The sequence below is a fragment of the Streptomyces sp. NPDC007189 genome (assembly GCF_040703635.1).
GTDB lineage: Bacteria > Actinomycetota > Actinomycetes > Streptomycetales > Streptomycetaceae > Streptomyces.
The window spans coordinates 1-21,148 of record NZ_JBEYEY010000030.1 but is presented as its reverse complement, the minus strand read 5'-3'; the positions used below and the strand labels follow the sequence as shown (position 1 = coordinate 21,148).

Annotated in this window: 18 protein-coding genes and 2 pseudogenes; 8 read left to right on the top strand and 12 right to left on the bottom strand. The window is 72.7% G+C overall.

The features are described from left to right. Positions 1 to 64: 64 nt before the first annotated feature. Positions 65 to 481 (top strand): annotated as a pseudogene (locus AB0950_RS37610) (ATP-binding protein); the annotation flags it as partial. Positions 482 to 510: 29 nt separating this feature from the next. Here AB0950_RS37610 and ligD read toward each other — a convergent pair. The 3 genes from ligD to AB0950_RS37595 are packed head-to-tail and all read right to left on the bottom strand — an operon-like array spanning position 511 to position 3,057. Beyond that, positions 511 to 1,521 carry a non-homologous end-joining DNA ligase gene (gene ligD / locus AB0950_RS37605; protein WP_366780482.1) on the bottom strand — a complete coding sequence of 337 codons (1,011 nt, stop codon included), beginning with the start codon at positions 1,519 to 1,521 and terminating at the stop codon, positions 511 to 513. 6 nt (positions 1,522 to 1,527) lie between these two features. Then, complete coding sequence (locus tag AB0950_RS37600) at positions 1,528 to 2,136, bottom strand: DNA polymerase ligase N-terminal domain-containing protein (RefSeq protein ID WP_360576045.1); 609 nt, start codon at positions 2,134 to 2,136, stop codon at positions 1,528 to 1,530. 57 nt (positions 2,137 to 2,193) lie between these two features. Further along, entirely contained in the window at positions 2,194 to 3,057 is an 864-nt protein-coding gene (locus AB0950_RS37595; RefSeq protein WP_360161906.1) for an oxidoreductase, read from the bottom strand. A 163-nt stretch (positions 3,058 to 3,220) separates the two neighbouring features. On the opposite strand from AB0950_RS37595, the gene AB0950_RS37590 reads away from it, so the two are divergent. After that, entirely contained in the window at positions 3,221 to 4,096 is an 876-nt protein-coding gene (locus AB0950_RS37590) for a helix-turn-helix transcriptional regulator (protein WP_360161908.1), read from the top strand. 8 nt (positions 4,097 to 4,104) lie between these two features. On the opposite strand, the gene AB0950_RS37585 is transcribed toward AB0950_RS37590, so the two are convergent. Next, positions 4,105 to 4,935, bottom strand: a complete 831-nt coding sequence (locus AB0950_RS37585; RefSeq protein ID WP_366780481.1) for an aldo/keto reductase — start codon at positions 4,933 to 4,935, stop codon at positions 4,105 to 4,107. Between the two features lie 95 nt (positions 4,936 to 5,030). Between AB0950_RS37585 and AB0950_RS37580 the strand changes: the two genes are divergently transcribed. Then, complete coding sequence (locus AB0950_RS37580) at positions 5,031 to 6,098, top strand: LacI family DNA-binding transcriptional regulator (protein WP_366780493.1); 1,068 nt, start codon at positions 5,031 to 5,033, stop codon at positions 6,096 to 6,098. On the opposite strand, the gene AB0950_RS37575 is transcribed toward AB0950_RS37580, so the two are convergent. Genes AB0950_RS37575 through AB0950_RS37560 form a run of 4 tightly spaced genes read right to left on the bottom strand, consistent with a single transcriptional unit; the run spans position 6,061 to position 10,707 of the window. Continuing rightward, positions 6,061 to 7,464: a glycoside hydrolase family 32 protein gene (locus AB0950_RS37575; RefSeq protein WP_366780480.1), complete on the bottom strand. Its 1,404-nt coding sequence runs from the start codon at positions 7,462 to 7,464 to the stop codon at positions 6,061 to 6,063. The genes AB0950_RS37580 and AB0950_RS37575 overlap by 38 nt on opposite strands. Next, entirely contained in the window at positions 7,461 to 8,300 is an 840-nt protein-coding gene (locus AB0950_RS37570; RefSeq protein ID WP_360161938.1) for a carbohydrate ABC transporter permease, read from the bottom strand. The genes AB0950_RS37575 and AB0950_RS37570 overlap by 4 nt, the downstream gene beginning before the upstream one ends. Positions 8,301 to 8,347: 47 nt before the next feature. Next, on the bottom strand, positions 8,348 to 9,301 hold the full coding sequence (locus tag AB0950_RS37565; protein ID WP_366780479.1) for a sugar ABC transporter permease: 954 nt from the start codon (positions 9,299 to 9,301) through the stop codon (positions 8,348 to 8,350). Further along, positions 9,298 to 10,707 carry an extracellular solute-binding protein gene (locus AB0950_RS37560; protein WP_360161916.1) on the bottom strand — a complete coding sequence of 470 codons (1,410 nt, stop codon included), beginning with the start codon at positions 10,705 to 10,707 and terminating at the stop codon, positions 9,298 to 9,300. The genes AB0950_RS37565 and AB0950_RS37560 overlap by 4 nt, the downstream gene beginning before the upstream one ends. Before the next feature lie 148 nt (positions 10,708 to 10,855). On the opposite strand from AB0950_RS37560, the gene AB0950_RS37555 reads away from it, so the two are divergent. Together AB0950_RS37555 and AB0950_RS37550 are read left to right on the top strand one after the other, a co-directional pair. Beyond that, positions 10,856 to 12,466: a GH32 C-terminal domain-containing protein gene (locus tag AB0950_RS37555; protein WP_366780478.1), complete on the top strand. Its 1,611-nt coding sequence runs from the start codon at positions 10,856 to 10,858 to the stop codon at positions 12,464 to 12,466. Between the two features lie 58 nt (positions 12,467 to 12,524). Further along, a complete protein-coding gene (locus tag AB0950_RS37550; protein WP_366780477.1) occupies positions 12,525 to 13,499 on the top strand; it encodes a TauD/TfdA family dioxygenase in 975 nt (324 codons plus the stop codon). A gap of 188 nt (positions 13,500 to 13,687) precedes the next feature. Here the strand turns inward: AB0950_RS37550 and AB0950_RS37545 are convergent, their stop codons facing one another. Both AB0950_RS37545 and AB0950_RS37540 read right to left on the bottom strand, forming a co-directional pair. After that, positions 13,688 to 14,716 carry an LLM class flavin-dependent oxidoreductase gene (locus tag AB0950_RS37545; RefSeq protein ID WP_366780476.1) on the bottom strand — a complete coding sequence of 343 codons (1,029 nt, stop codon included), beginning with the start codon at positions 14,714 to 14,716 and terminating at the stop codon, positions 13,688 to 13,690. 89 nt (positions 14,717 to 14,805) lie between these two features. Next, on the bottom strand, positions 14,806 to 16,308 hold the full coding sequence (locus AB0950_RS37540) for a metallophosphoesterase (RefSeq protein WP_366780475.1): 1,503 nt from the start codon (positions 16,306 to 16,308) through the stop codon (positions 14,806 to 14,808). 102 nt (positions 16,309 to 16,410) lie between these two features. Here AB0950_RS37540 and AB0950_RS37535 point away from each other — a divergent pair, with 102 nt between their 5' ends. After that, positions 16,411 to 16,698 carry a DUF1905 domain-containing protein gene (locus tag AB0950_RS37535; protein ID WP_366780474.1) on the top strand — a complete coding sequence of 96 codons (288 nt, stop codon included), beginning with the start codon at positions 16,411 to 16,413 and terminating at the stop codon, positions 16,696 to 16,698. A gap of 54 nt (positions 16,699 to 16,752) precedes the next feature. On the opposite strand, the gene AB0950_RS37530 is transcribed toward AB0950_RS37535, so the two are convergent. Continuing rightward, entirely contained in the window at positions 16,753 to 17,109 is a 357-nt protein-coding gene (locus AB0950_RS37530) for a hypothetical protein (RefSeq protein WP_366780473.1), read from the bottom strand. 111 nt (positions 17,110 to 17,220) lie between these two features. Next, positions 17,221 to 17,946, bottom strand: a complete 726-nt coding sequence (locus AB0950_RS37525) for a class I SAM-dependent methyltransferase (protein WP_366780472.1) — start codon at positions 17,944 to 17,946, stop codon at positions 17,221 to 17,223. A gap of 128 nt (positions 17,947 to 18,074) precedes the next feature. Here AB0950_RS37525 and AB0950_RS37520 point away from each other — a divergent pair, with 128 nt between their 5' ends. Next, complete coding sequence (locus AB0950_RS37520) at positions 18,075 to 20,183, top strand: prolyl oligopeptidase family serine peptidase (RefSeq protein ID WP_366780471.1); 2,109 nt, start codon at positions 18,075 to 18,077, stop codon at positions 20,181 to 20,183. Between the two features lie 189 nt (positions 20,184 to 20,372). Continuing rightward, positions 20,373 to 21,148: pseudogene (locus AB0950_RS37515) on the top strand (M4 family peptidase); the annotation flags it as partial.

Below are 21,148 nucleotides of genomic sequence, written 5' to 3'. Positions count from 1 at the left end.
CCGGCCCCCGCACGGACGGGCCCCGGGTCCTGCGTTGGAGGGGCCGGGGCAATCGCAACATCCTTCGGCGTTGAAGGCCGCCCTGCGCGACCAGCCCGGCGACGACGTCGCCCTGCTATTCGTGCGCATCCGCGCCCTCGGCGGCGACCCGGTCGCCACCTGGGAGGTGCCGCCCTACCCCGCCGAGGTCACCGCCTTCCGCGAGGCGGCCGGCGAGCAACCGGCCGCCTCGGTCCTGGAGGAGGCCGCCTTCGTCACCGGACTCGTCGTCAGCGAACTCGTCACCCACGCCATCCGCTACGGCGAACCGCCCATCCGGCTCCGGCTGATCGGCGACCGCGCGCTCATCTGCGAAGTCTCCGACGCCAGTCCACCTCACCGCATCTGCGCCGGGCACACGCCTACGACGACGTTGGCCGCGGACTGCTGTTCGTCGCCCAGCTCAACCCAGTGCCGGGGCAGCCGCCAGACCGGCCGGGGGCAGGACCGCACGGGTGCAGTGCGCCGGTGTCAGGCCGCCGCGTGCTCCCGGACCACGTCGCCCGGCCGCTTGTCCTCGCGCAGGCCCAGGAAGCGGGGGTGGCGCAGCATCCCGTCCCTGGTCCACTCGGTGAATCCGATCTGCGCCACCAGTTCAGGCCGCACCCAGCGGGCCCGGGCCTCGCGGACCTCGCCGGCGAAGGGCGAGGAGTCCCGGCGCAGCCCGTCCAGCCGTTCGCGCAGATCCAGCAGGGTCCGCCGGTCGAAACCGGTGCCGACCTTGCCGGCGTAACGCAGCCGGTCACCGTCGTGATAGCCGAGCAGCAGCGCGCCCAGCCCGACCCGGCTGCCCGCCGGTTCGGTGAAGCCGCCGATCACGAACTCCTGCCCCTGCGCGCACTTCAGCTTGAGCCAGTCCGGGGACCGGCGCGTCCGGTACGGCCCGTCGGCCCGCTTGGCGATCAGCCCTTCCCAGTCCCGCTCGCAGGCCTCGGCCAGCAACTCGGCCCCGCCCGCGTTGCGGTGCGGGGTCAGCCGCAGCGGGGCGCGGAAGGTCAGCGCCCGCCGCAGCAGCGACTTGCGGACCCGCAGCGGGAGTTGGCGGGTGTCACAGCCCTCCAGCCGCAGCAGGTCGAAGAGGCAGTACGTCACCGCCACCCCGGACGCCTCGATGTCCCGGCGCCGGGTCAGCCCCATCCTGCGCTGCAGCCGCGCGAAGTCGGTACGGCCGCCGGTGAACGCGACGACCTCCCCGTCCACCGTGAAGTCCGCGCACTGCTGCGCCTCGAGCGCCTCGACGATCTCCGGATAGGTGGCGTTCAGCCGCTGTCCCGTGCGCGAGAACAGCCGCACCCGGCCGCCCTCGCGCACCGCCAGCAGCCGGACGCCGTCCAGCTTCCGCTCGAACAGCCAGCCCTCGCCGAAGTCCCGCCGGTCACTGAGCGTCGCCAGCATCGGGGCCGCCGCGAGATCCGCGCCCGGTCGAGCCGGGCGCAGCAGCTCGCGCTCGCCGGGCGGCAGCGCGTCCAGCAGTCCGGGCACCCGCGCTCACTCCTCACCGCCGGCCGCGACCTGCGCGAGAGTGCGGCCGGTGCGCACCGAGCGGGCCCGCCGGGGATCCGGAGTGCCGTGCCCGGACGACCGCGCAGGACCCTTGCGCACCAGCAGCCAGGCCTCCTGCTCGCCCTCGCCCCCGCGGAACCGGGTCAGGGCGTACTCCCCGTGCAGCTTGCTGCCGTGCAGCCGGAAGGTGGCGTGCCCGCGCTCCAGCGACTCGGCGAAGTCCACCGGGCGCCCCTTGCGGTCGTGGCTGAGCGGCTCGTAGGTGCCGTGGTCCCAGACGATCACGGTGCCGCCGCCGTACTCGCCCTTCGGGATCACACCCTCGAACTCCTCGTACTCCAGCGGATGGTCCTCGGTGGGCACCGCCATCCGCTTGTCACCGGGATCCGTGGACGGGCCCTTCGGGACCGACCACGACTTCAGCACGTCGTCGACCTGGAGCCGGAAGTCGAAGTGCATCCGGCTCGCGTCGTGGATCTGCACCACGAAACGGGGCTCCTCGCCCCCGGCGCGGGGCCCCTGCCCCGACGGCTCCCGGGTCCGTTCGAAGTCGCGCTTGCCGCGGTACGTCCGCAGCCGGTCCTCCGCTGCCACCTGCGGCTCCTTCCGTACGTCCGTCCCACGGCCCCCGGGTACCCCGCGCCGGGCCGCTCAGCCCGCGATGCCGTCCAGCTCGGCGACCACCTCGTCCGGCAGCACCAGGGACGCGGCGGCGATGTTCTCCCGCAGGTGCTCCGGCGAGGACGTGCCGGGGATCAGCACGATGTTCGGCGACCGGCGCAGCAGCCAGGCCAGCGCCACCTGCTGCGGCGAGGTCTCCAGCCGGGCGGCCACCTTCGCCAGCGTCTCGGACTGCAGCGGGCTGAACCCGCCGAGCGGGAAGTACGGCACGAAGACGATGTTCCCGGCCGCCGTGCGCTCCACGAGGGCGTCGTCCCGCCGGTTGGCCAGGTTGTACAGGTTCTGCACGCACACCACCGGCGCGATCGCCAGAGCCTCGTCCAGCTGCGCGGCGGTCACCGTGCTCAGCCCCAGGTGCCGGATCAGTCCCCGCTCCCGCAGCTCGGCCAGCGCGCCGAACTGCTCGGCCAGCGGCTCGTCGTTCGGGGCGTCCACATCGCCCACCCGCAGATTGACGACGTCCAGCGCCTCCACGCCGAGGTTGCGCAGGTTGTCGTACACCTGGGCCTTGAGGTCCTCCGGGTGCCGGGACAGGATCCAGCTGCCGTCCACTCCCCGGCGGGCCCCGACCTTGGTGACGATGCGCAGCTGCTCGGGGTAGGGGTGCAGGGCCTCCTTGATCAATTCGTTCACGACCACGGGCCCGTAGAAGTCGGCGGTGTCGATGTGCGTGATGCCCGCCTCCACCACCGCGCGGAGCACCGCCACGGCCCGGTCGCGGTCCTTCGGCGGACCGAAGACATGCGGTCCGGCCAGCTGCATCGCGCCGTACCCGACGCGGGTCAGGGTCAGGCCGTCGGCCGGGGTGACGGTGCCGCCGAGCTGTGCGGTCATTGTCGTACCTCGCAGAATTCCCACTCGAGAACGTCCGGGCCACCGCTTCTTCGGCGGCCCCGCACTCCACCCTGCGCCCGGCGTGCCCGCCTTGGCAGTACCCCGTCGATCCTGGGACTGACAGGGACAGTCACCGCCGGCCGGGCGGTCGTACGGTGGCCCCATGGACGGAACGAACGCGCTCGGCGAGTTCCTGCGCGCCCGCCGGGCGCTGGTACGGCCCGAGGACGTCGGACTGCCCGGCGGCGGCCTGCGCCGGGTGCCGGGGCTGCGCCGCGAGGAGGTCGCGATGCTCGCCGGCATCAGCTCCGACTACTACCTGCGGCTGGAGCAGGGCCGGGACCGCAACCCGTCCGTGCAGGTCCTTCAGGCCATCGCCCGCGTCCTGCGGCTCGACGCGGCCGCCACGGCCCACCTCACCGGCCTCGCCCAGGACCGGCCCGCTCCCGGTGTACGGCCCGGGCGCCGCCCCCGTGAGGTCCCGGCGAGCCTGCTCCAGCTCATCGACGGCTGGCCGCGCAACCCGGCCTACGTCCAGAACCGCTACTCCGAATGCCTGGCCGCCAACGCCCTCGCCACGGCGCTCACCCCGAACTACCGGCCCGGCGTCAACCTCCTGCGGGCCGTCTTCCTCGACCCGGCCGAGCGCGAGCTGCGCCGGGACTGGGAGGACCTCACCGAGGAGGGCGTGGCCGTGCTGCGCTCCGAGGCCGGCGCGGACGCGGACGACCCGCGGCTGCGCGACCTGGTCGGCGAGCTGTCGCTGCGCAGCGAACGCTTCCGTACCCTGTGGGCCCGGCACGAGGTACGGCCCCGCCGCGGCCGGACCAGCCGGCTCACCCATCCGCAGGTCGGCGACCTCGACCTGCGGTCGCACAAGCTGTCCGTGGACGGCACCGACGGCCTCATCCTGGTCGTCTTCCACGCCGAGCCTGGCAGCCGCAGCGCCGAGCTGCTGGACATCCTCGGCAGCCTCGCCGCGCCCGCCGGTGACGGCGACCGGACCGGCGGCCCGCAGCAGCGGATCGAGGAGCAGTAGGGCCCGGTTCAGAACTCCTCGTGCGTCTCCGGGTCGCCGCCCAGCCGGCGCGGAGCACGGCGGGAGACCGCCGCCAGCTGGGCGGAGACCAGCTCGAAGCCGAAGACGTCCAGGTTGGCGCGCTGCCGGCCCGGGTCGGCCGACTTCGGAACGGGCAGCGCGCCCAGCTGCACGTGCCAGCGCAGCAGCACCTGCCCCACGGTCACGCCGTGCGCGGTGGCGACCTCGGCGACCGCCGGGTCGTCCAGCAGGTCGCTCCCCCGGCCCAGCGGGCTCCAGCTCTCGGTGACGATGCCCTTGTCCGCGTGGAAGGCGCGCAGCTCCTCCTGCGGGAACAGCGGATGCATCTCGATCTGGTTCACCGACGGCAGCACCCCCGTCTCCTTCTCCAGCCGGGTGATGTGCTCCGGGGTGAAGTTCGAGACGCCGATGGAGCGGACCAGCCCGTCATCGCGGAGCTTGATCATCGCCTTCCAGGAGTCGACGTACTTGCCGGCCCGGGGATTGGGCCAGTGGATCAGATACAGGTCCACGTAGTCCAGGCCGAGCCGCCGCCGGGACTCCTCGAAGGAGGCGAGGGTCTCCTCGTAGCCGTGGTGCCGGCCGGGCAGCTTGGTGGTCACCACCACCTCCTCGCGGGGCACGCCGCTGCCCGCCACGCCCCGCCCGACACCGGTCTCGTTGCGGTAGTTCACGGCCGTGTCCACCAGCCGGTAGCCCAGGCCGAGCGCGGAGCGTACGGCCTGCTCGGCGGCCGTGTCGTCCAGCGGCCAGGTGCCGAGGCCGATGGCGGGGATCGTCGTGCCGTCGTTGAGCGTGTGCGCCGGAATGCCGTTCACGATGGGACCTTCCCTCGACAGTGTCGTCCTCCCAGCCTCACGGATAGGGTGAGCGGTGATCAACCGGACGGGTGGGGGAGAGGGCAGCGGACGGCATGGGCGGCGGCGCGGACAGCAACGGCATTACGGCCGGCGGGCGGCCCACCTCACGGGATGTCGCACGGCTCGCGGGCGTCTCGCACACCGCCGTGTCCTTCGTCTTCAACGGCCGCGCCGAGGGCAACCTCTCGCCGGCCACCCAGGAGCGCATCCGGCAGGCCGCGGCCCGGCTCGGCTACCGGCCCGACCCGGTCGCCCGCGGCCTGCGCCGCCGCCGTACGGCGGTGATCGGGCTGGTCACCGACGAGATCGCCTCCTCCCCGTTCGCCGGCCGGCTGCTGCGCGGCGCCATGGAGACCGCCTGGGCGAGCGACCACCTCGTGATCACCGTGGACTCCGGCGGTGACCCGGCCAAGGAGGACGCGGCCGTCGCCGAACTCCTCGACCGGCGCGTCGACGGCATCATCTATGCGGCCATGTCCCTGCGCCGGGTCCGGGTCCCCGAGGGGCTGCACCGCACCCACTCCGTGCTCGCCAACTGCCTGCCCGAGGACGACTCGCTGCCCGCCGTCATCCCCGCCGAGCGGGCCGGCGGGCGCACGGCGGCGCGACTGCTGCTTCAGGCCGGGCACCGCCGGCTCGCCGTGGTCGGCGGGCAGGGCGACATCGCCTCCGTCGAGCGGCTGCGCGGCTTCCGCGACGCCCTGCGCGCCGAGGGCGTCACCGTGCCCAAGGAGTGGGTCGTACGCACCGGCGGCGAGATCACCAGCGGGTACGAGGGCGCCATCCGGCTCCTCGACGGCGCCGACCCGCACCGCAGGCCCACCGGCGTCTTCTGCTACAACGACCGGGTCGCGGCAGGCACGCTGCATGCTGTGACCCGGCTCGGCATCGCCGTACCCGGCGAGCTGTCGGTGGTCGGCTACGACGACCAGGAACACATGGCCGCGTTCCTCACCCCGGCCCTGACCACGGTCGCGCTGCCGCACCGGGCGATGGGCGAGGCGGCGGCCCGGCTGCTGCTGGACGCCATCGACACCGGCCGCACCCCGCCCGCCACGGTACGGCGGCTGGCCTGCCCCGTGGTCAGCCGCGCCTCGGTGGGACCTGCTCCCACCCCCTGACCTCGGCGTCCCCGTCGACCTCCAGCTCGGAGACGTCGTCCGGGCGGCGGTAGACCCGCTCGGTCACCGTCGCCCGGTCCGCGACGAACAGTTCGAGCAGCGAGCCGTCCATCAGGGCCCGGACCGTGAGGCTCGGGCCGGGCGGCACCCGCACCGTGACCGGGGCCGAGCCCTCGGCGCCCGGGCGGGGCCAGCCGCTGCGGTCCAGGACGAGCGTGCCCGCGACCGGGTCCAGCACGACCGTCAGCGCCCGGTCCGCCGCCCGCAGCAGGGTGACGGCCGTACGACCGCGCGCGGTGACCGTGAGGTCGTACGCCGGCGGCAGCGGCACCCGGCGGCCCGGCACGGTCGTGAACGGCTCGGGTGCGCGCAGGAGTTCCAGCTCCGGGGCCGGGGTCACGCGCAGCGAGCCGTCCGGATGGACGTCGACCAGCCTCGGCGCGGTGAGCGTGCCCGCCCAGCCCGCCGCCAGCACCTCGGGCGTCTGCCGTGCCTCCCAGGACCAGCCCCACATCAGGGCCCGGTCGTCGTCCTGGCGGACCGCGGGGGCGTAGAAGTCCCGGCCGTGGTCCAGCCGGCCGCCGAAGCGGGTCGTGAAGACCGGACCGCCTTCACCGTCCGTCTCAAGGCGCCCCGTCAGATAGCCCGTCGAGCAGGGCGCGCCGTCCCACAGCGACACCACCAGCACGTGCTCGCCGCCGCTCGTCGCATACAGGTGCGGGCACTCCCAGCCGACCGCCTTGCCGCCGAACGCGCCGGCGGCGACCGGGTCGTGGCCGTTCAGCAGGACGCCGGCGAACCGCCATTCGGTCAGGTCCTCGCAGTCGTACAGCAGCACCGACGGGGTGCCGTCGGCGTGGCCCGCGCCGACGAGCGCCCAGCGCCGGCCGGCGTGCCGGAAGACGAACGGGTCGCGGAACATCACGACGTCCAGCCCGGCGGGCGGCCCCGGGACCACGGGGTCGGGCACGGGACGCCACTCGAGGAGCAGGTCGTCGGCCGGATCCGCCGCGCGGGCCAGGCAGATGGCGCCGAGACCCGTGTGGGTGCGGTCGACGCCCGTGTACACGGCCGTGGGGACGCCGTCGTCGTCCACCACGCAGCCCGACCAGCAGCCCGCCTCGTCCGGGCCGCCCGGGGTCGGGGTCAGGGCGACGGGGTGGTGCTCCCAGTGCACCAGGTCGAGGCTGGAGGCGTGCCCCCAGTGGATGTTCGCGTGCACCGGCGCGGCCGGGTTGTACTGGTAGAAGAGGTGATGCCGGCCGTGCCGGAGGAAGGGGCCGTTGGGGTCGTTGATCCAGCCCGCGGGCGGGCGGACCCGGAAGCGGGGGGCGGCCGGGTCCGGGGTGGGGCGTGCGAGGCTCAACGGTTGACTCCTGCGGAGGTGATGCCCTCGCGCAGAGGGCGCTGGCCGACGACGAACACGGCGACGGCGGGGATCATGGAAAGCACGACACCGGCGAGGACGACCGAGATGGAGCCGGTGCCGAGGTTGCCCTGCAGGGAGACCAGGCCCAGCGGGAGCGTGTAGTTCTGTCCGGAGGTCTCCAGGATCAGCGGGCGGAAGAACTCGTTCCAGTGGTAGTTGAAGGCGAGGACGCCGACGATCGCCAGGCCCGGTGCGGCCAGCGGCGCGTACACCGACCGGAAGATCCGCCAGGGCCCGGCGCCGTCCAGCATCGCGGCCTCGCCGAGGTCCTTGGGCATGCCGAGGAAGTACTGGCGCATGAGAAAGGTGCCGAACGCGGTCGGGAACGCCGGAATGATCAGCCCGAGGAGCGTGTCGGTCAGACCCATCGACTTCAGCACCAGGAACACCGGGACGATCGTCACCTGGAGCGGGACCATCATGGTCGCCAGCACCAGACCGAACAGCGGCTTCTTGAAACGGAAGTCGAGCCGGGCGAACGCGTAACCGGCGAGCCCCGCGGTGATCATCTGGCCGATCGCGATCAAAGCGGTCACCAGGGTCGAGTTGAGCGCCAGGAGCCACACGTCGATCTGGTCGAAGACCCCGCGATAGGCGGCCGTGCTCGGATGCGTCGGAACGATCTGCGGCGGCAGGTTGAACGAGTCGGCCGGCGTGCGCAGCGAGGTGGAGACGGTCCAGACGACCGGGCCGAGTGTCAGCAGGGCGCACACGGTCAGCCCGGCGATCCGCCCCCACGGCCCGAGCGCGTACCGGGCACGGCCGAGGGACAGGGGTGCTTCGCGGGTCAGGGTTGCTTGGCTCAAGGGGATCACCCGGCTCACTGGTAGTGGACGAAACGCCGGCTGAGCCGGAACTGGAGGGCGGTCACCGCCATGATCAGCACGAACAGCAGCACGCCCACCGCGGACGCCTCGCCGAACCGGAGCTGCTCGAAGGCCTTCTCGTAGATGACCATCACGACCGTGCGGGTGGAGTCGCCGGGCCCGCCGTCGGTGAGCACGTACGGCTGCTCGAAGACCTGCAGGGCGTTGATGATGCCGACCACCGACGCCACCAGCAGGGTGGGGGAGAGCAGCGGCAGGGTGATGGCGAGGTGCTTGCGCAGCCCGGTCGCGCCGTCCAGGGCGGCGGCCTCGTGGATCTCCTTCGGAATGTTGTTCAGGCCGCCCACGAACAGCAGGAACGAGAAGCCGAACTGCTGCCAGACATAGACGATGATCACCGTGGCCATCGCTCCGTGCTCGGAGGTCAGCCAGGGCACGGGGGCGACGCCGACCAGTCCGAGCAGCCAGTTGATCACTCCGAAGTCCTGGTTGAACAGGTACTTCATCACGACCGAGATGGACGCGGCCGACAGCACGAGCGGGAAGAAGAACGCCGAGCGGAACACCGAGCGCAGCCACGCGGGTATCCGGCCGTTCAGCGTCAGCGCCAGCGACAGCGCGATCAGCAGCTGTGCGGCGACCGCGAACACCATGAAGACCAGCGTGTTGCGGAAGGACACCAACACCGTCGAATCGGTGAACACCTCGCGGTAGTTGGCCGTCCCGGCGAAACCGGGCGAGTCGATCACGTTCCAGTGGAACAGGCTCAGCACGACCGAGCCGATGATCGGTACGACCGTGAAGACCACGATCCCGACCACGGTCGGGGCCAGGAACAGCGCCGCCAGCAGCCGCGCGCCCCGCTCCCGCGCGGGCCGCCGCACGGCCGCCGCCGGAGGGGTCGCGGCCGCCCGGGTGCGCACGGCGGGAATCCGGATGTCCGTCATACGTCACGCTCCATGGCCTTCTCCAGATCGCCCTGCATCCGCCGCAGCGCGGGCCGGACCGAGCGCGGGCTCGCCAGGGCCGTCCCGGTGTGCTTGAGCAGCACCTGGGTGACCTCCGCGACCTGCGGCGGAGCCGGGATGGGGCCGGTGTCGGGGAACTTGTCGAGGGTGTCGTAGAAGACCCGCCAGTGCGCCGGGCCGGTCTCCCGGTACCGGGCCGCCGTCAGCATCGAGCGGCGGGCCGGGGTCGTCTGGTTGGTCGAGAACAGCTCGGTCAGGGTGTCCAGGCGCGCCGAGTACTTGATGAACTCCCACGCCGCGTCCTGCTTCTTCGACGTGCGCAGCAGCGCGTAGCCGGCCGCGCCGAACTGGTGCCGCTGGGTGCGCCGACGCGGGAAGTACGTGACGTCGAAGGCGTCGTCGCGCATGCCGGCCAGATGCAGGCCGCCCGCCCAGAAGCCGCCCGCGGGCGTCACGCCGACCCGGCCGGTGGAGAACACGCCGATGAGGTTCTGGCCGTTGCCGCCCTCGGGCCGGGTGCACAGCCCTTCCTGGATCAGGCCGGCGAGGTAGTCGTACGCCTCCTCGACCTGGGCGTCCGTGGCCTGCGGGGTCGTCCAGCGGAAGCCGCCCCCGCGCCCCTTGTGCTGCGCCGCCGGGTAGAAGGCGTCCCACAGCCAGCCGCCGCCGGGCGCCTTGGACTCGGCGAGCAGGTTGGTGCCGTTCGCGAACAGCCAGGGCACCACCCCGCCCCACAGCCGGTTCGTCCAGAAGTACGGCGTGAAATGGGAGTCGTTGGCCTTCTTCATCCGGCGCAGCAGGGCGGTGAAGTCGTCCCGGGTCCAGTCGTCCGCGGGCAGTCCCGCACCCGCCCGCTCCAGCACCCGGGTGTTGAGGTACATGTCGGCCGCGTTGAACTCGACCGGCAGCTGGTACAGGCTGCCCTCGTACATCATCGACTCCACCAGGGAGGGGTGGACGTCGGCGAAGTACTCCCGCAGCTCCGCCGCGTCCCGCTTCACCCAGCGGTCCAGTGGCACGCCCAGGTGCCGGGCGAACAACTGCACCCCCTCGGTGGCCACATAGACCAGGTCCGGCGCGGTGCCCGCGGCGATCTGCGTGAGGATCTTGGCGAAGAAGTCCGACCAGTCCACGGCCTGTACGGCGTTGATGCGGACCTTGATGTCCGGGTGCAGCCTGCGGAAGCCCTGGACGAGGGCGCGGACCCCGGCCGGGGAGAACGCGGAGCCGAGGGTCGCCACGACCAGCGAGCCGTCGTCGCGGCCCGGTATGTCCGCTCCGGTGAGACGGTCCCAGCTCGCGGCGGTGCCGGCGAGGGCGGCGGCCCCCGCGCCGTAGGCGCCGTACCGCAGCAGTGCGCGACGCGAGAGATGCGAGTCGGTCATGAGGTGCCTAACTCGTGTTAGCAAAGGAGAGATGCCCCAGATGATGAAAAGCGCGTCACGCCCCTGTCAAGGTGTGGAAACACTTGACCTTTAACGAGTTAGGTCCCACAGTCCTGGTGCCATGAACCGTCGTGAGAGGACACGTGTGATGCGCGGCCCGACCAGAAGAGCCCTCTTCGCCGCGGCCGCGGCCGGAACCGGCGCGGCCCTGCTGCCGGCGTCGCCCGCCGACGCGCAACCGCAGGCGAGGCCCACCGTCGCGCAGCCGAAGCCCCGGACCACCGACGCGCAGCCGAAGGCGGTGCCCAAGTCGCCGCGCGGCTGCCTGAGTTACCGGGCCGACTACCACTTCACCGTCCCCGGCCAGTGGAAGAACGACCCCCAGCGCCCGGTCTGGGTCGACGGCGAGTACCACTACTACTACCTCTACAACGCCGACTACCTCGCCGGCGAGGTGGGCACCGCCTGGCGCCTGGCCACCAGCACCGACCTGGTCACCTTCACCGACCGGGGGATCGCCATACCGAAGGACACCACCGTCAACGGCGATGTCTGGTCCGGCTCCGCGGTGGTCGACAGCGGCAACACGGCCGGTTTCGGCGCGGGCGCGGTGATCGCCGTCGTCACGATGTCACCGGGAGGCGGCACCGACCATCAGGAGCAGTTCCTGTACTACTCCACGGACGGCGGCCGTACCTTCACCAACGACGGCACCGCCCCGGTACTCCCCAGTCCGGGCGCCGGAGCCGACTTCCGCGACCCGAAGGTGATCCGGGACGAGGACCACGACCGCTGGGTGATGGCTCTCGCGGAACGGAACAAGATCGGCTTCTACCACTCCACCGACCTCAAGTCCTGGACGTACGCCGGCGGTTTCGTCAGGGACGGCCTCGGTGTGCTCGAGTGCCCCGACCTGTTCCGGATGACCGCCGACGACGGCACGGCGAAGTGGGTGCTGGGCGCGAGCGCGGACGGCACGGGCACCGGACAGCCCCCCACCTACGCCTACTGGACCGGCTCCTTCGACGGCGGTTCCTTCACCCCCGACGCACCGGACCCGCAGTGGCTCGACCACGGCTGGGACTGGTACGCGGCGGTGACCTTCGACAAACGGCGTCCGGACGGCTCACCGGACCCGGCCGCGCGCTACGCCCTCGGCTGGCTCAACAACTGGGCGTACGCCCAGACCACGCCCACCATCGACGCGGACGGCTTCAACGGCACGGACTCCGTCGTCCGCGAGATCACCCTCAAGAAGTCCGCCGACGGCTACTACCTGGCCTCCCGGCCGGTCCCCGCGCTCGACTCCTACGTCTCCCGCACGGTCGACCTCGGCGACCCGACCGTCGACGGCACCCGCCTGCTGGACTACACCGGCGTCTCCTACGAACTCACCACCGAGATCACCTGGAGTCAACTCACCGGTGCGGGAGTCCAGTTGCGCCGCTCACCGGACGGCGGACGGCACATCGACGCCGGGATCTGGGGCGACTACGCCTTCCTCAACCGGCGCGGCACCGTGGGCCCCGACGCCGGCGGCAACCGGCAGGAGAGCCACAGCCCCTTCGACCCGGGCGCCGGCCGGGTCAGACTGCGCATCCTGGTGGACCGCACCTGCGTCGAGATGTTCGTGGACGACGGCCGGTACGTGCACTCCAGCGAGGTCTTCCCCTATCTGGTGGACGACCGGCTGGCGCTCTTCACGGCCGGCGGCACGGCGGTGTTCCGGAACACGGTCGTCCGGGAGTTCGCCGTCTGAGGGACCGGAGTGCCACGATCAAGGGGTGGAACCGGTTCGGACGAGCATCGGAGCGCGCATGACGACGCACAGGGCCACCGCGGATCAGGGCGAGCGGGTCGAGGGCGTGGAGGTGAGGCCGGTCGCCGGACACATCGGGGCCGAGATCACCGGCGTCGACCTCGCCGGGCCGCTGGACGACGCCGTGGTGGCCCTGATCCGCTGGGCCGTGCTGCGCTGGAAGGTGGTGTTCTTCCGGGGGCAGGAGCTGGACCACGCCGCGCACGTCGCCTTCGCCCGCCGCTTCGGCGAGCCCGTCGTCCTCGGCCGCCGGGGCAGCGCCTCACCGGCGGACTTCCCCGAGGTGGAGACCACCGCGGACCGGCTGGAGCTGGGCGGCCGGTTCGGCATGGAGCACGAGGAGTGGCTGCGGCGCCGCCGGCACACCCTGCTGCGCGGCTGGCACTGCGACCACGGCGCCCGGGTCGACCCGCCGGCCGCCACCATCCTGCGCGCCGAGACCGTACCGCCCTACGGCGGCGACACCACCTGGGCCAACCTGGCCGCCGCCTACGCCGGGCTCTCGGCCCCGGTGCGGGCCTTCGTGGACGGGCTGCGCGCCGAGCACCGGCTCGGCGTGGGCTACCAGCCCCGGCCCGGCGACGACGCCTACGTCCGCCATCTCCTCGACCACCAGGTGGCCTCGGTGCACCCGCTGGTCCGGGTGCATCCGGAGACGGGGGAGCGGGTGCTGCTCGTCAACGGCTACTACCTGGAGCAGATCACCGGCGTCTCCCGCCCGGAGAGCGCCGCCCTGCTGGAGATGCTGCTGGAGCAGGCGGTGCGCCCCGAGTACACGGTCCGCTTCCGCTGGGAACCGGGCAGCGTCGCCTTCTGGGACAACCGCGCCACCATCCACCTCGCCCCCACCGACACCGCCCACCTGGGCTCACCCCGGATCATGCACCGGGTGATGCTCGCCGGCGACGTGCCGGTGGGGGTGGACGGCAGGTTGTCGGAGGGGTTGGTGGGGACGGAGCCAGGGCGTTGGTGAGAGGGGCGGGGCGGCGGGCGAGGTGTGTGCGTGGCATCCGCCGGGAGCGCGGCCGAGGTGGGCGGGGCGGCGGGCGAGGTGTGCGCGGCGGGGTGGCATCCGCCCGGCGCGCGGCCGAGATGGGCGCCGATGGCTTCTCCCAGGGGCGCAGTCGAGGTATGCGCCGGTGGCGTCTGCCGAGGCGGTGCTCAGCCCTGCGGCTGCCAGCCCAGTGCCGGACCCAGCTTCGTCGCCATGTCCGTGAGGATCTGTACGTAGTCCTCGTGCTCGAAGGTGAACGGCAGGGCGAACGCCACCTCGTCCACCTCACGGAACGCGGCGTGCGCGTACAGCCGTTCGGCGATCTGCTCGGAGTCGCCGACCAGGTCGGGCGCGAACAGCAGCCGGCCCGGCCCCTGCGGGGCGGTCGTGCGGGGCAGGCGCTTCGCCGCGTACGCCTCGTACTTGGCGCGCTGCTCGGGGCTCGCGGAGTCGGTGGGTATCACCACCAGACCCTGCGAGACCCGGGCCGCCTCGCCGTCGGGATGGCGGTCCCGGAACTCCCTGATGAGGGACAGCTGGATCTCGGCGAAGTCCCAGGGCCCGTCCGCTTCTTCCGCCTTGACCACGCTGCTGGTCAGGAAGTTCATGCCGTGTTCGCCCGCCCAGCGCGCCGAGCCGAGGCTGCCGCCGCCGTACCACAGCCGCCGGCCGAGCCCGGGGGAGTGCGGCTGGACCACATCCGAGAACACCTCGAAGCCCTCGACCCCACGGAAATCGCTGGCGGGCCTGCCCCGCACCAGGTCCAGCAGCCGCCGCACCCGCTCGTAGGAGAAGTCCTCCACGTCGGCGGTGTCCGGATAAAGGGCGTCCTTGACCTGCTCGAAGTGCATCGGCGGCCCCACGCTGACGCCCGGGTTCAGCCGGCCCCCGGACAGCACGTCCACCGTCGCCAGGTCCTCGGCGAGACGCAGCGGGTTCTCCCAGCCGAGCGGGATCACCGCGGTGCCCAGCTCGATACGGCGGGTGCGCTGGGAGGCGGCGGCGAGGACGGCGACCGGGGAGGAGATCCCGTACTGCAGATGGCGGTGGCGGATCCAGGCGCTGTCGAAGCCGAGCCGCTCGCCCAGCTCGACGATCTCCAGCGTGGACTCGTGGCCCCGGGCCGGGTCGGCCGGGTCGAACAGGCCGATGGTGAGGAAGCCGAGCTTGCGCAGCGGTCGGGGCGTGGACGGCATCGGCTCCTCCAGCGGTCGTACGGCGGCGCACCCGGGCGGCGGCCTGTTTCCGCCTTCGATTCTGGCAGGCGAGTGTGACAACCGTGTGATCACTTCAGCGGGATGACGATCTCGTCCTCGACCGGCGGATCGACCTCCTGCGCCCGGTTGCCGGTCGCGGCGAAGCAGCGCAGCCGGACCGCCTCAGCGGTGACGTCCAGCCGCAGGAAGGACTTGAAGAACGGCGGGCTGTAGGTGGCCGAGCCGGGTGAGAACAGCTGGGTGTAGAGCTTGCGCACGGGCAGCCGGACCCGGGACGTGCGGTCCGGGCGGCCGCCGGTGCCGAGCAGGCTCGCGACCAGCCGGGTGCGCCGGGTGATCCGGACGTCGGGTCCGGGCTTGCGGGCCGGCTCGATGCCGAGGCGCTCGGCGACGACCGCGGTCGCCTCGGCCTCGGTGAGGGTGAAGAAGCGGCGCAGCCGCAGCCGGCGGCCGTACAGGCGGCTGTAGAAGGCCAGCGAGTCGCCGCGCAGCGGGTGGCAGCGGAAGTCCCGTTCGGTGACGCCCCCGACCGACACCCGCGGGATGGTGTGGGTGGCGTGCATGAACGCCCCGCCGCCGCCCGCGACCACGTACTGGATGGTGCGGCCGTCCACGTCGACCGGGTAGCGCTGGTAGTTGTGGATGTCGCCGCCGATCGCGGCCACGTAGTGGTGCGCCGGGTCGCGGACGATGTCGTCCACGGTCCCGCCGCCCTCGATCGCGCACGGATGGCGCTCGCCGTCGACGTACAGCGGGGACCCGGTGATCAGGATCTTCGGCCTGGGGTCCCGGGAGACCTCGCGCAGCCAGGCGCCCTGTTCGGCGTCGATGGTGCCGAGCAGCCCGGTGTCGATGCCGACGATCCGCACCGGGCCCGCGTCGATCGCCCAGTACGGCCCCGGCTGCACGGCCTGCTGGCCGGGCGCCGACCGCAACTGCCGTGCGGCGGCGAACCGTTGCTCGTCGGCCGGCCGGGGCCTGTGCCACAGCAGGGCCCGCCACCAGGCGCGGGTGAGCGGGCGGGGCCGGGGCTCGGGCGCGAGCGGCCCGGTGTCGGCGCAGAAGACCCGCATGAAGGCGCCGAGGTCCTCGTACCAGTCGTGGTTGCCCGGTATCGCGTAGATCGGGGCCGGGTAGGCCTGGTAGGGGCGGAAGAACTTGTCGCCGTAGTCGTCGGTGCTGCCCACCGGATAGATCACGTCGCTGGCGATGACCGCGAAGTCGGTCCCCTGACCGACCTTCAGGAAGCCGGGGACGACAGCGTACTGGGAGTCGTCGCCCTCCCCGGTGTCGCCGAGGACCATGAAGGAGAACCGGTCGTCGTCCTCCCGCCGGATCACCTTGTCGGCGGGCGCCCCGGCCGCTTCCCGGCGCGCCACCCAGCGGCTGCGCGTACGGCCGGTGGGATCGCCGAACCAGGAGGCCAGCACGCCGTTGCGGGCGGCCCACAGGGTCCGTGGGCTCAGCCACGACAGCTTCTCGACGTGGGCCGGCATCAGCTGCCGGTAGGCGCCGGGCTCGGCCGAGCCCCAGCCGGCGCCCTGGGCGGTATCGCGCGAGGAGTCAGACACGCGGTGCACGGTAACAACGCGCCGGTCAGCGGAGGTTGGCGGGGGCCCCGGCGTCCGGAAGCGGGCGCCGGTACGCTGGGGGGCCTTCGGAAGGGGATGCCCATGGAACTCGCCTTCGCCGGACGGCTCGTGGAGTGGCGGGGGCCGGCGCCGTACTACTTCGTCGCCGTGCCGGACGCGGAGTCCGCCGACGTCCGTGACGTGGCCGCCCTGGCCAGCTACGGCTGGGGCGCGATCCCGGTCGAGGCCAGGATCGGCGGCACCGCCTTCAGCACGTCCCTCTTCCCCAAGGACGGCGCCTACCTGCTGCCGCTCAAGAACGCCGTGCGCCGCCCGGAGGGCCTCGCACCGGGCGACGAGGTGACCGTCGCGATGACGGTACGCCTGTGAGACCTGCGCCGGCCGCCCCGTCCACAGCCGCGCGGGAACCCGACGTGGGCTGCCTCAGCCTCCGCCGGGGGCGTACGGCGGTGACGGCCGGTCCCGGACGGCGTCGAAGCGGCCGACGATCCGCCGGAGTTCACGGGAGTTGCGGGCCGACAGGGCCCGCATGACGGTGTCGAGCAGAGCGCGCGCTGCGAAGGGGTCTTCCTCGCAGCAGTACGAGTACGGGCTGCCGCACTCGTAGTCCTGCCACAGCCGGCGCTGGGGCAGATGGACGTACTCGCGCCAATGGCGCAGCGCGGCGCTCACATCCCCTGGACACAGATAGTTACGGCTGCGCTCGAGGCGCGCGATCTCGGACAGCACCCGGGAGGGCAGCCCGTCGATGTGCGTGGTCCTACGTGTCCGGGCGCTCACAACAGGACCCCGGAGACGCCCCGGCCGGCTACGCGGCACAGGCCTTTCGGTTCGTCGTCATGCGGGCCATGCTGCCACGGTCCACAAACGCCGTACGAACGATTTTGTACGTCACGGCCGGCGTGCCACGAAGACGAACTCCCTTCCCGGCCGGTCAGGCGCATCACGGACGTCCTCCACCACGTAACCGTGCCCGACCAGGTCCTGCTCGACCTCTTCGCGCTCGCGGAAACGCAGTGTGGAATCCGAGGTCAGCACCTGTCCGTCGGCGGCGAAGACGTAGGTCTGACGGAACGTCACCAGAGGTCCGCTCACCTCGATCAACTGGACCCAGTACGCGACCGTGCCGGTGCCCGGGATCCGTGTCACGCGACAGGTGTTCTCGCGGGTCCACTCCTGCCAGGCGCGTCGGGCCGGAACGCGGGTCTCGAAGACGAGACGCCCGCCGGGCCGCAGTGCTTCGTAGGCTCCCCGCAGTGTCTTCTGCCACGTCCCGGGATCAGCGATGGCCTGCGCGACGTTCGCCGTCATCGTCGCGAGGTCGACCCGCATCGGCGGGAGGGCCGCAGCGTCGCCGTGGATCCAACGGACCCGCTCACCGCCCGGTCTGGCCCGCGCGACGTCGATGGAGGCAGAGGCGGGTTCCAGGCCGACGACCTCGATGCCCCGTTCGGCCAGCAGAAGCGCGAACACGCCTGTTCCACAGCCGATGTCCAGCACGCTGTGCGCTGCGAACTCCGCCGTCATCCGGAGGTAGGCATCGAGATCGCTGCGGTCGGGATCGAGCGGATCGTGGATCGCGGCGAGCCGGGGATGCCCGAAGCATTCGTCAGCCATGCCGCCGAAGGTACGCAGAGCGGGGCGCAACCAGCTACCGGGTTTCAGGAGAAGGCAGCAGACGGGGGAGCGGCAAGCATGGAATCGAATGTGTGTACGAGTGTCGAGGTGAGGGAAGAGACCCTTATGTGCGCCCCGATCTTCTCCCCGCTCAACTCGTCCGCACCGCCCGGTTCACCCGCGGGGTGCCCCGTCGGTTCACCGTGACCGGGGACGGCAGGACCGTGCTGTATCTGCGGGGGCGTACGGGGGACGACCCGGCCGACTGTCTCTGGGCGGTCGAACTCGGGTCGGGGGAGGAGCGGTTGCTGGCCGATCCGGTGAGGCTGCTCGGTGCCGGGCGCAGGCCGCGGGGGATCGAGGGGTACGGCGCCGACGCGGCGGCCGGGGTCGTCGTCTTCGTGCTGGGCGGTGTGCTGTGGACCGTGGGGCTGCGGGGCGGCGAGCCCCGGCGTCTGCCCGCGGCGCGGCCCGCCCTCGACCCGCGGCCCGGTCCCGCCGGTGGGAGGGTCGCTTACGTCTGCCGTGGCGCGCTCCGCGTGATCGGAAGGGACGGCGGCGGAGACCGGGTGATCGCCCGAGCCGATCGCGGCGGCCGTGCCGGGCACGTGGACCACGGGGACGTGGAGTTCGGGGTGGCCGTGCACACGGCCGCCACGCTTCCCGAGGGGCCGCGCGGGCACTGGTGGGCGCCCGACGGCACCGCCCTGCTGTGCGCCCGCACCGATCGCCGGAGTATGCGGCGCTGGTACAGCACCGATCCGGCCGGGCCGCAGAGGCCGCCCGAGGTCCGTCACCATGCCTTCGCCGGCAGCCCGAACCCCGACGTCACCCTCTGGCTGGCGCCGGTCGACACGGACGGGCCGCTCACGTCCGTGCGGTGGGACCGTGACGCCTTCGAGTACGTCGTCGGCGCCGGCTGGGACGCGCACGGTCCCTTCGCCGTCGTGCAGTCCCGTGACCAGCGCACCGTCCGGTTCCTCGGCATCGATGCGGCGGACGGCCGTACGACGGTCCTGCACGAGCAACGGGATGAGCGCTGGGTGGAGTTGGTGCCGGGACTGCCGGCCCGCACCGCCTCCGGCGCCGTCCTCGCCCACGTGGATCTGCACGGCACCAGGCACCTCACGGCCGACGGTGCACTCATCACGCCCCCGGGCCGCCACCTGCGCGCCGTCCTCGGCGTCGACGGGGACGAGGTGCTGTTCACCGCGGCCGATGAACCCACCGGGACCGACCTGTGGTCCTGGCGGCCGGGAACCGCACCGCGCCGGCGGAGCGCGGGCCCCGGACTGCACGGGGGAGTGCTGCGCGCCGGCACCCTCGTCCGCACCGTCGCGGACACCGGCGGGCCGGCCCCGCGCGCCGAGGTGCTGCGCGCCGGGCGGGCTCCCGTGGCCGTGCCGTCGTGCGCCGAGTCGCCGGTGCTGGAGGTGCGCCGCAGCCTGCTGCGGCTCGGGCCGCGCGCGTTGCGGGCCGCGCTCCACCTGCCCTGCTGGCACCGGCCGGCGGAGCACGGCCCGCTCCCGGTGCTGCTCGACCCCTACGGCGGCGCGGGCGGCCAGCGGGTCACCGCCGCTCACGACTGGAAGACGCTGGTGTCGCAGTGGTTCGCCGAGCAGGGCTTCGCGGTGCTGGTGACCGACGGCCGGGGCACCCCGGGGCGCGGCCCGGACTGGGAACGCGCGGTGCACGGCGACCTGTTCGGGCCCGTGCTCGACGACCAGCTGGCCGCGCTGCGCGAGGCGGCCCGCGCGCACCCCGTGCTCGACCTCGGCAGGGTCGGCATCCGCGGCTGGTCGTTCAGCGGCTCGCTCGCCGTACTGGCCGTGTTGCGCCGCCCGGACGTCTTCCATGCCGCCGTGGCCGGCGCGGGCGTCACCGACCAGCGCCTCTACGACGCCCACTGGCGCGAGCGGTTCCTCGGCCACCCGCAGACGCACCCGGAGCGGTACGACGCCTGCTCCCCACTCCGCGAGGCCTCCCGGCTCAGCCGTCCCCTGCTGCTCGTCCACGGCCTCGCCGACAAGAAGGTCCTGCCCGTGCACACCCTCCGGCTGTCCGACGCGCTGCTCGCCGCGGGCCGGCCCCACGAGGTGCTGCTCCTGCCCGGTACCGGACACCAGCCCATCGGCACCGACGTCACCGACGGGCTCCTGCGGCACCAAGCGCGTTTCCTGCGCCGGCACTTGGCGGCAGGGTCACCCCCACTGCCGCAGCCGCGCCCACCGGCATAGGGAAAACCCTCGAATACCTCCGCATGACTGACATGCGCGGGACAAGCCTGCGATCCTTCCCCACGCACCGCACATCTCCGGTGCGTTCACGGATCGCGGTCCCCGCACAGCTCAGCTCACCCGGGCAGCAGACCCGTCTGCCCGTCTGTCACCGGCCGCGACCCGGCGGCCGCAGCAGGAGGAGTACGAGTGAGACCCCACAGACGCCTTCCCCGCAAGCGGGCCACGGTCGGAGCCGCCCTGGTCTCCACCGCGGCGTTTCTCGCCATCGGCATGCAGGCCGCCCCGGCCGTCGCCAAGCCCGCCGCTCCCCACCCCAGCCCGCTGCGCACCGGCGGCCTGGAGGCGAGGCTCAGCCCGGCCCAGCACCAGGCTCTGATCGACAGCGCCCAGCAGAACACCGCCGCGACCGCCCGCACCCTCGGGCTCGGCGCCAAGGAGAAGCTGGTCGTCAAGGACGTCGTCAAGGACAACGACGGCACCCTGCACACCCGTTACGAGCGCACCTACGCCGGCCTGCCCGTGCTCGGCGGCGACCTCGTCGTGCACACCCCGCCCGCCTCCCTGGCCGCCGGGACCGTGAGCGCCACCTACAACAACAAGCACAAGATCCAGGTCGCGTCGACCACCCCGACCGTCAGCAGGTCGGCCGCCGAGTCCACGGCCCTGAAGGCCGCCAAGGCCCTCGCCAAGAAGCCCGCCGCCGACAGCGCCCGCAAGGTCATCTGGGCCGGCACCGGCACCCCCAAGCTCGCCTGGGAGACCGTGATCGGCGGGTTCCAGGACGACGGCACGCCCAGCAAGCTGCACATCATCACCGACGCCGCCACCGGCAAGGAGCTGCACCGGTACCAGGCGATCGACACCGGTGTGGGCAACACCCGCTACAGCGGGCAGGTGTCGCTGACGACGACCCAGTCGGGCTCGACGTACACGCTGACCGACGGCACCCGCGGCGGCCACAA

Excerpts from the sequence above, each read along its gene's own strand:
- AB0950_RS37595 (WP_360161906.1), bottom strand. The coding sequence starts at position 3,057 with ATGACCGCACAGCTCGGCGGCACCGTCACCCCGGCCGACGGCCTGACC.
- AB0950_RS37590 (WP_360161908.1), top strand. The coding sequence starts at position 3,221 with ATGGACGGAACGAACGCGCTCGGCGAGTTCCTGCGCGCCCGCCGGGCG.
- AB0950_RS37580 (WP_366780493.1), top strand. The coding sequence starts at position 5,031 with ATGGGCGGCGGCGCGGACAGCAACGGCATTACGGCCGGCGGGCGGCCC.
- AB0950_RS37565 (WP_366780479.1), bottom strand. The coding sequence starts at position 9,301 with ATGACGGACATCCGGATTCCCGCCGTGCGCACCCGGGCGGCCGCGACC.
- AB0950_RS37560 (WP_360161916.1), bottom strand. The coding sequence starts at position 10,707 with ATGACCGACTCGCATCTCTCGCGTCGCGCACTGCTGCGGTACGGCGCC.
- AB0950_RS37555 (WP_366780478.1), top strand. The coding sequence starts at position 10,856 with ATGCGCGGCCCGACCAGAAGAGCCCTCTTCGCCGCGGCCGCGGCCGGA.
- AB0950_RS37550 (WP_366780477.1), top strand. The coding sequence starts at position 12,525 with ATGACGACGCACAGGGCCACCGCGGATCAGGGCGAGCGGGTCGAGGGC.
- AB0950_RS37545 (WP_366780476.1), bottom strand. The coding sequence starts at position 14,716 with ATGCCGTCCACGCCCCGACCGCTGCGCAAGCTCGGCTTCCTCACCATC.
- AB0950_RS37535 (WP_366780474.1), top strand. The coding sequence starts at position 16,411 with ATGGAACTCGCCTTCGCCGGACGGCTCGTGGAGTGGCGGGGGCCGGCG.
- AB0950_RS37525 (WP_366780472.1), bottom strand. The coding sequence starts at position 17,946 with ATGGCTGACGAATGCTTCGGGCATCCCCGGCTCGCCGCGATCCACGAT.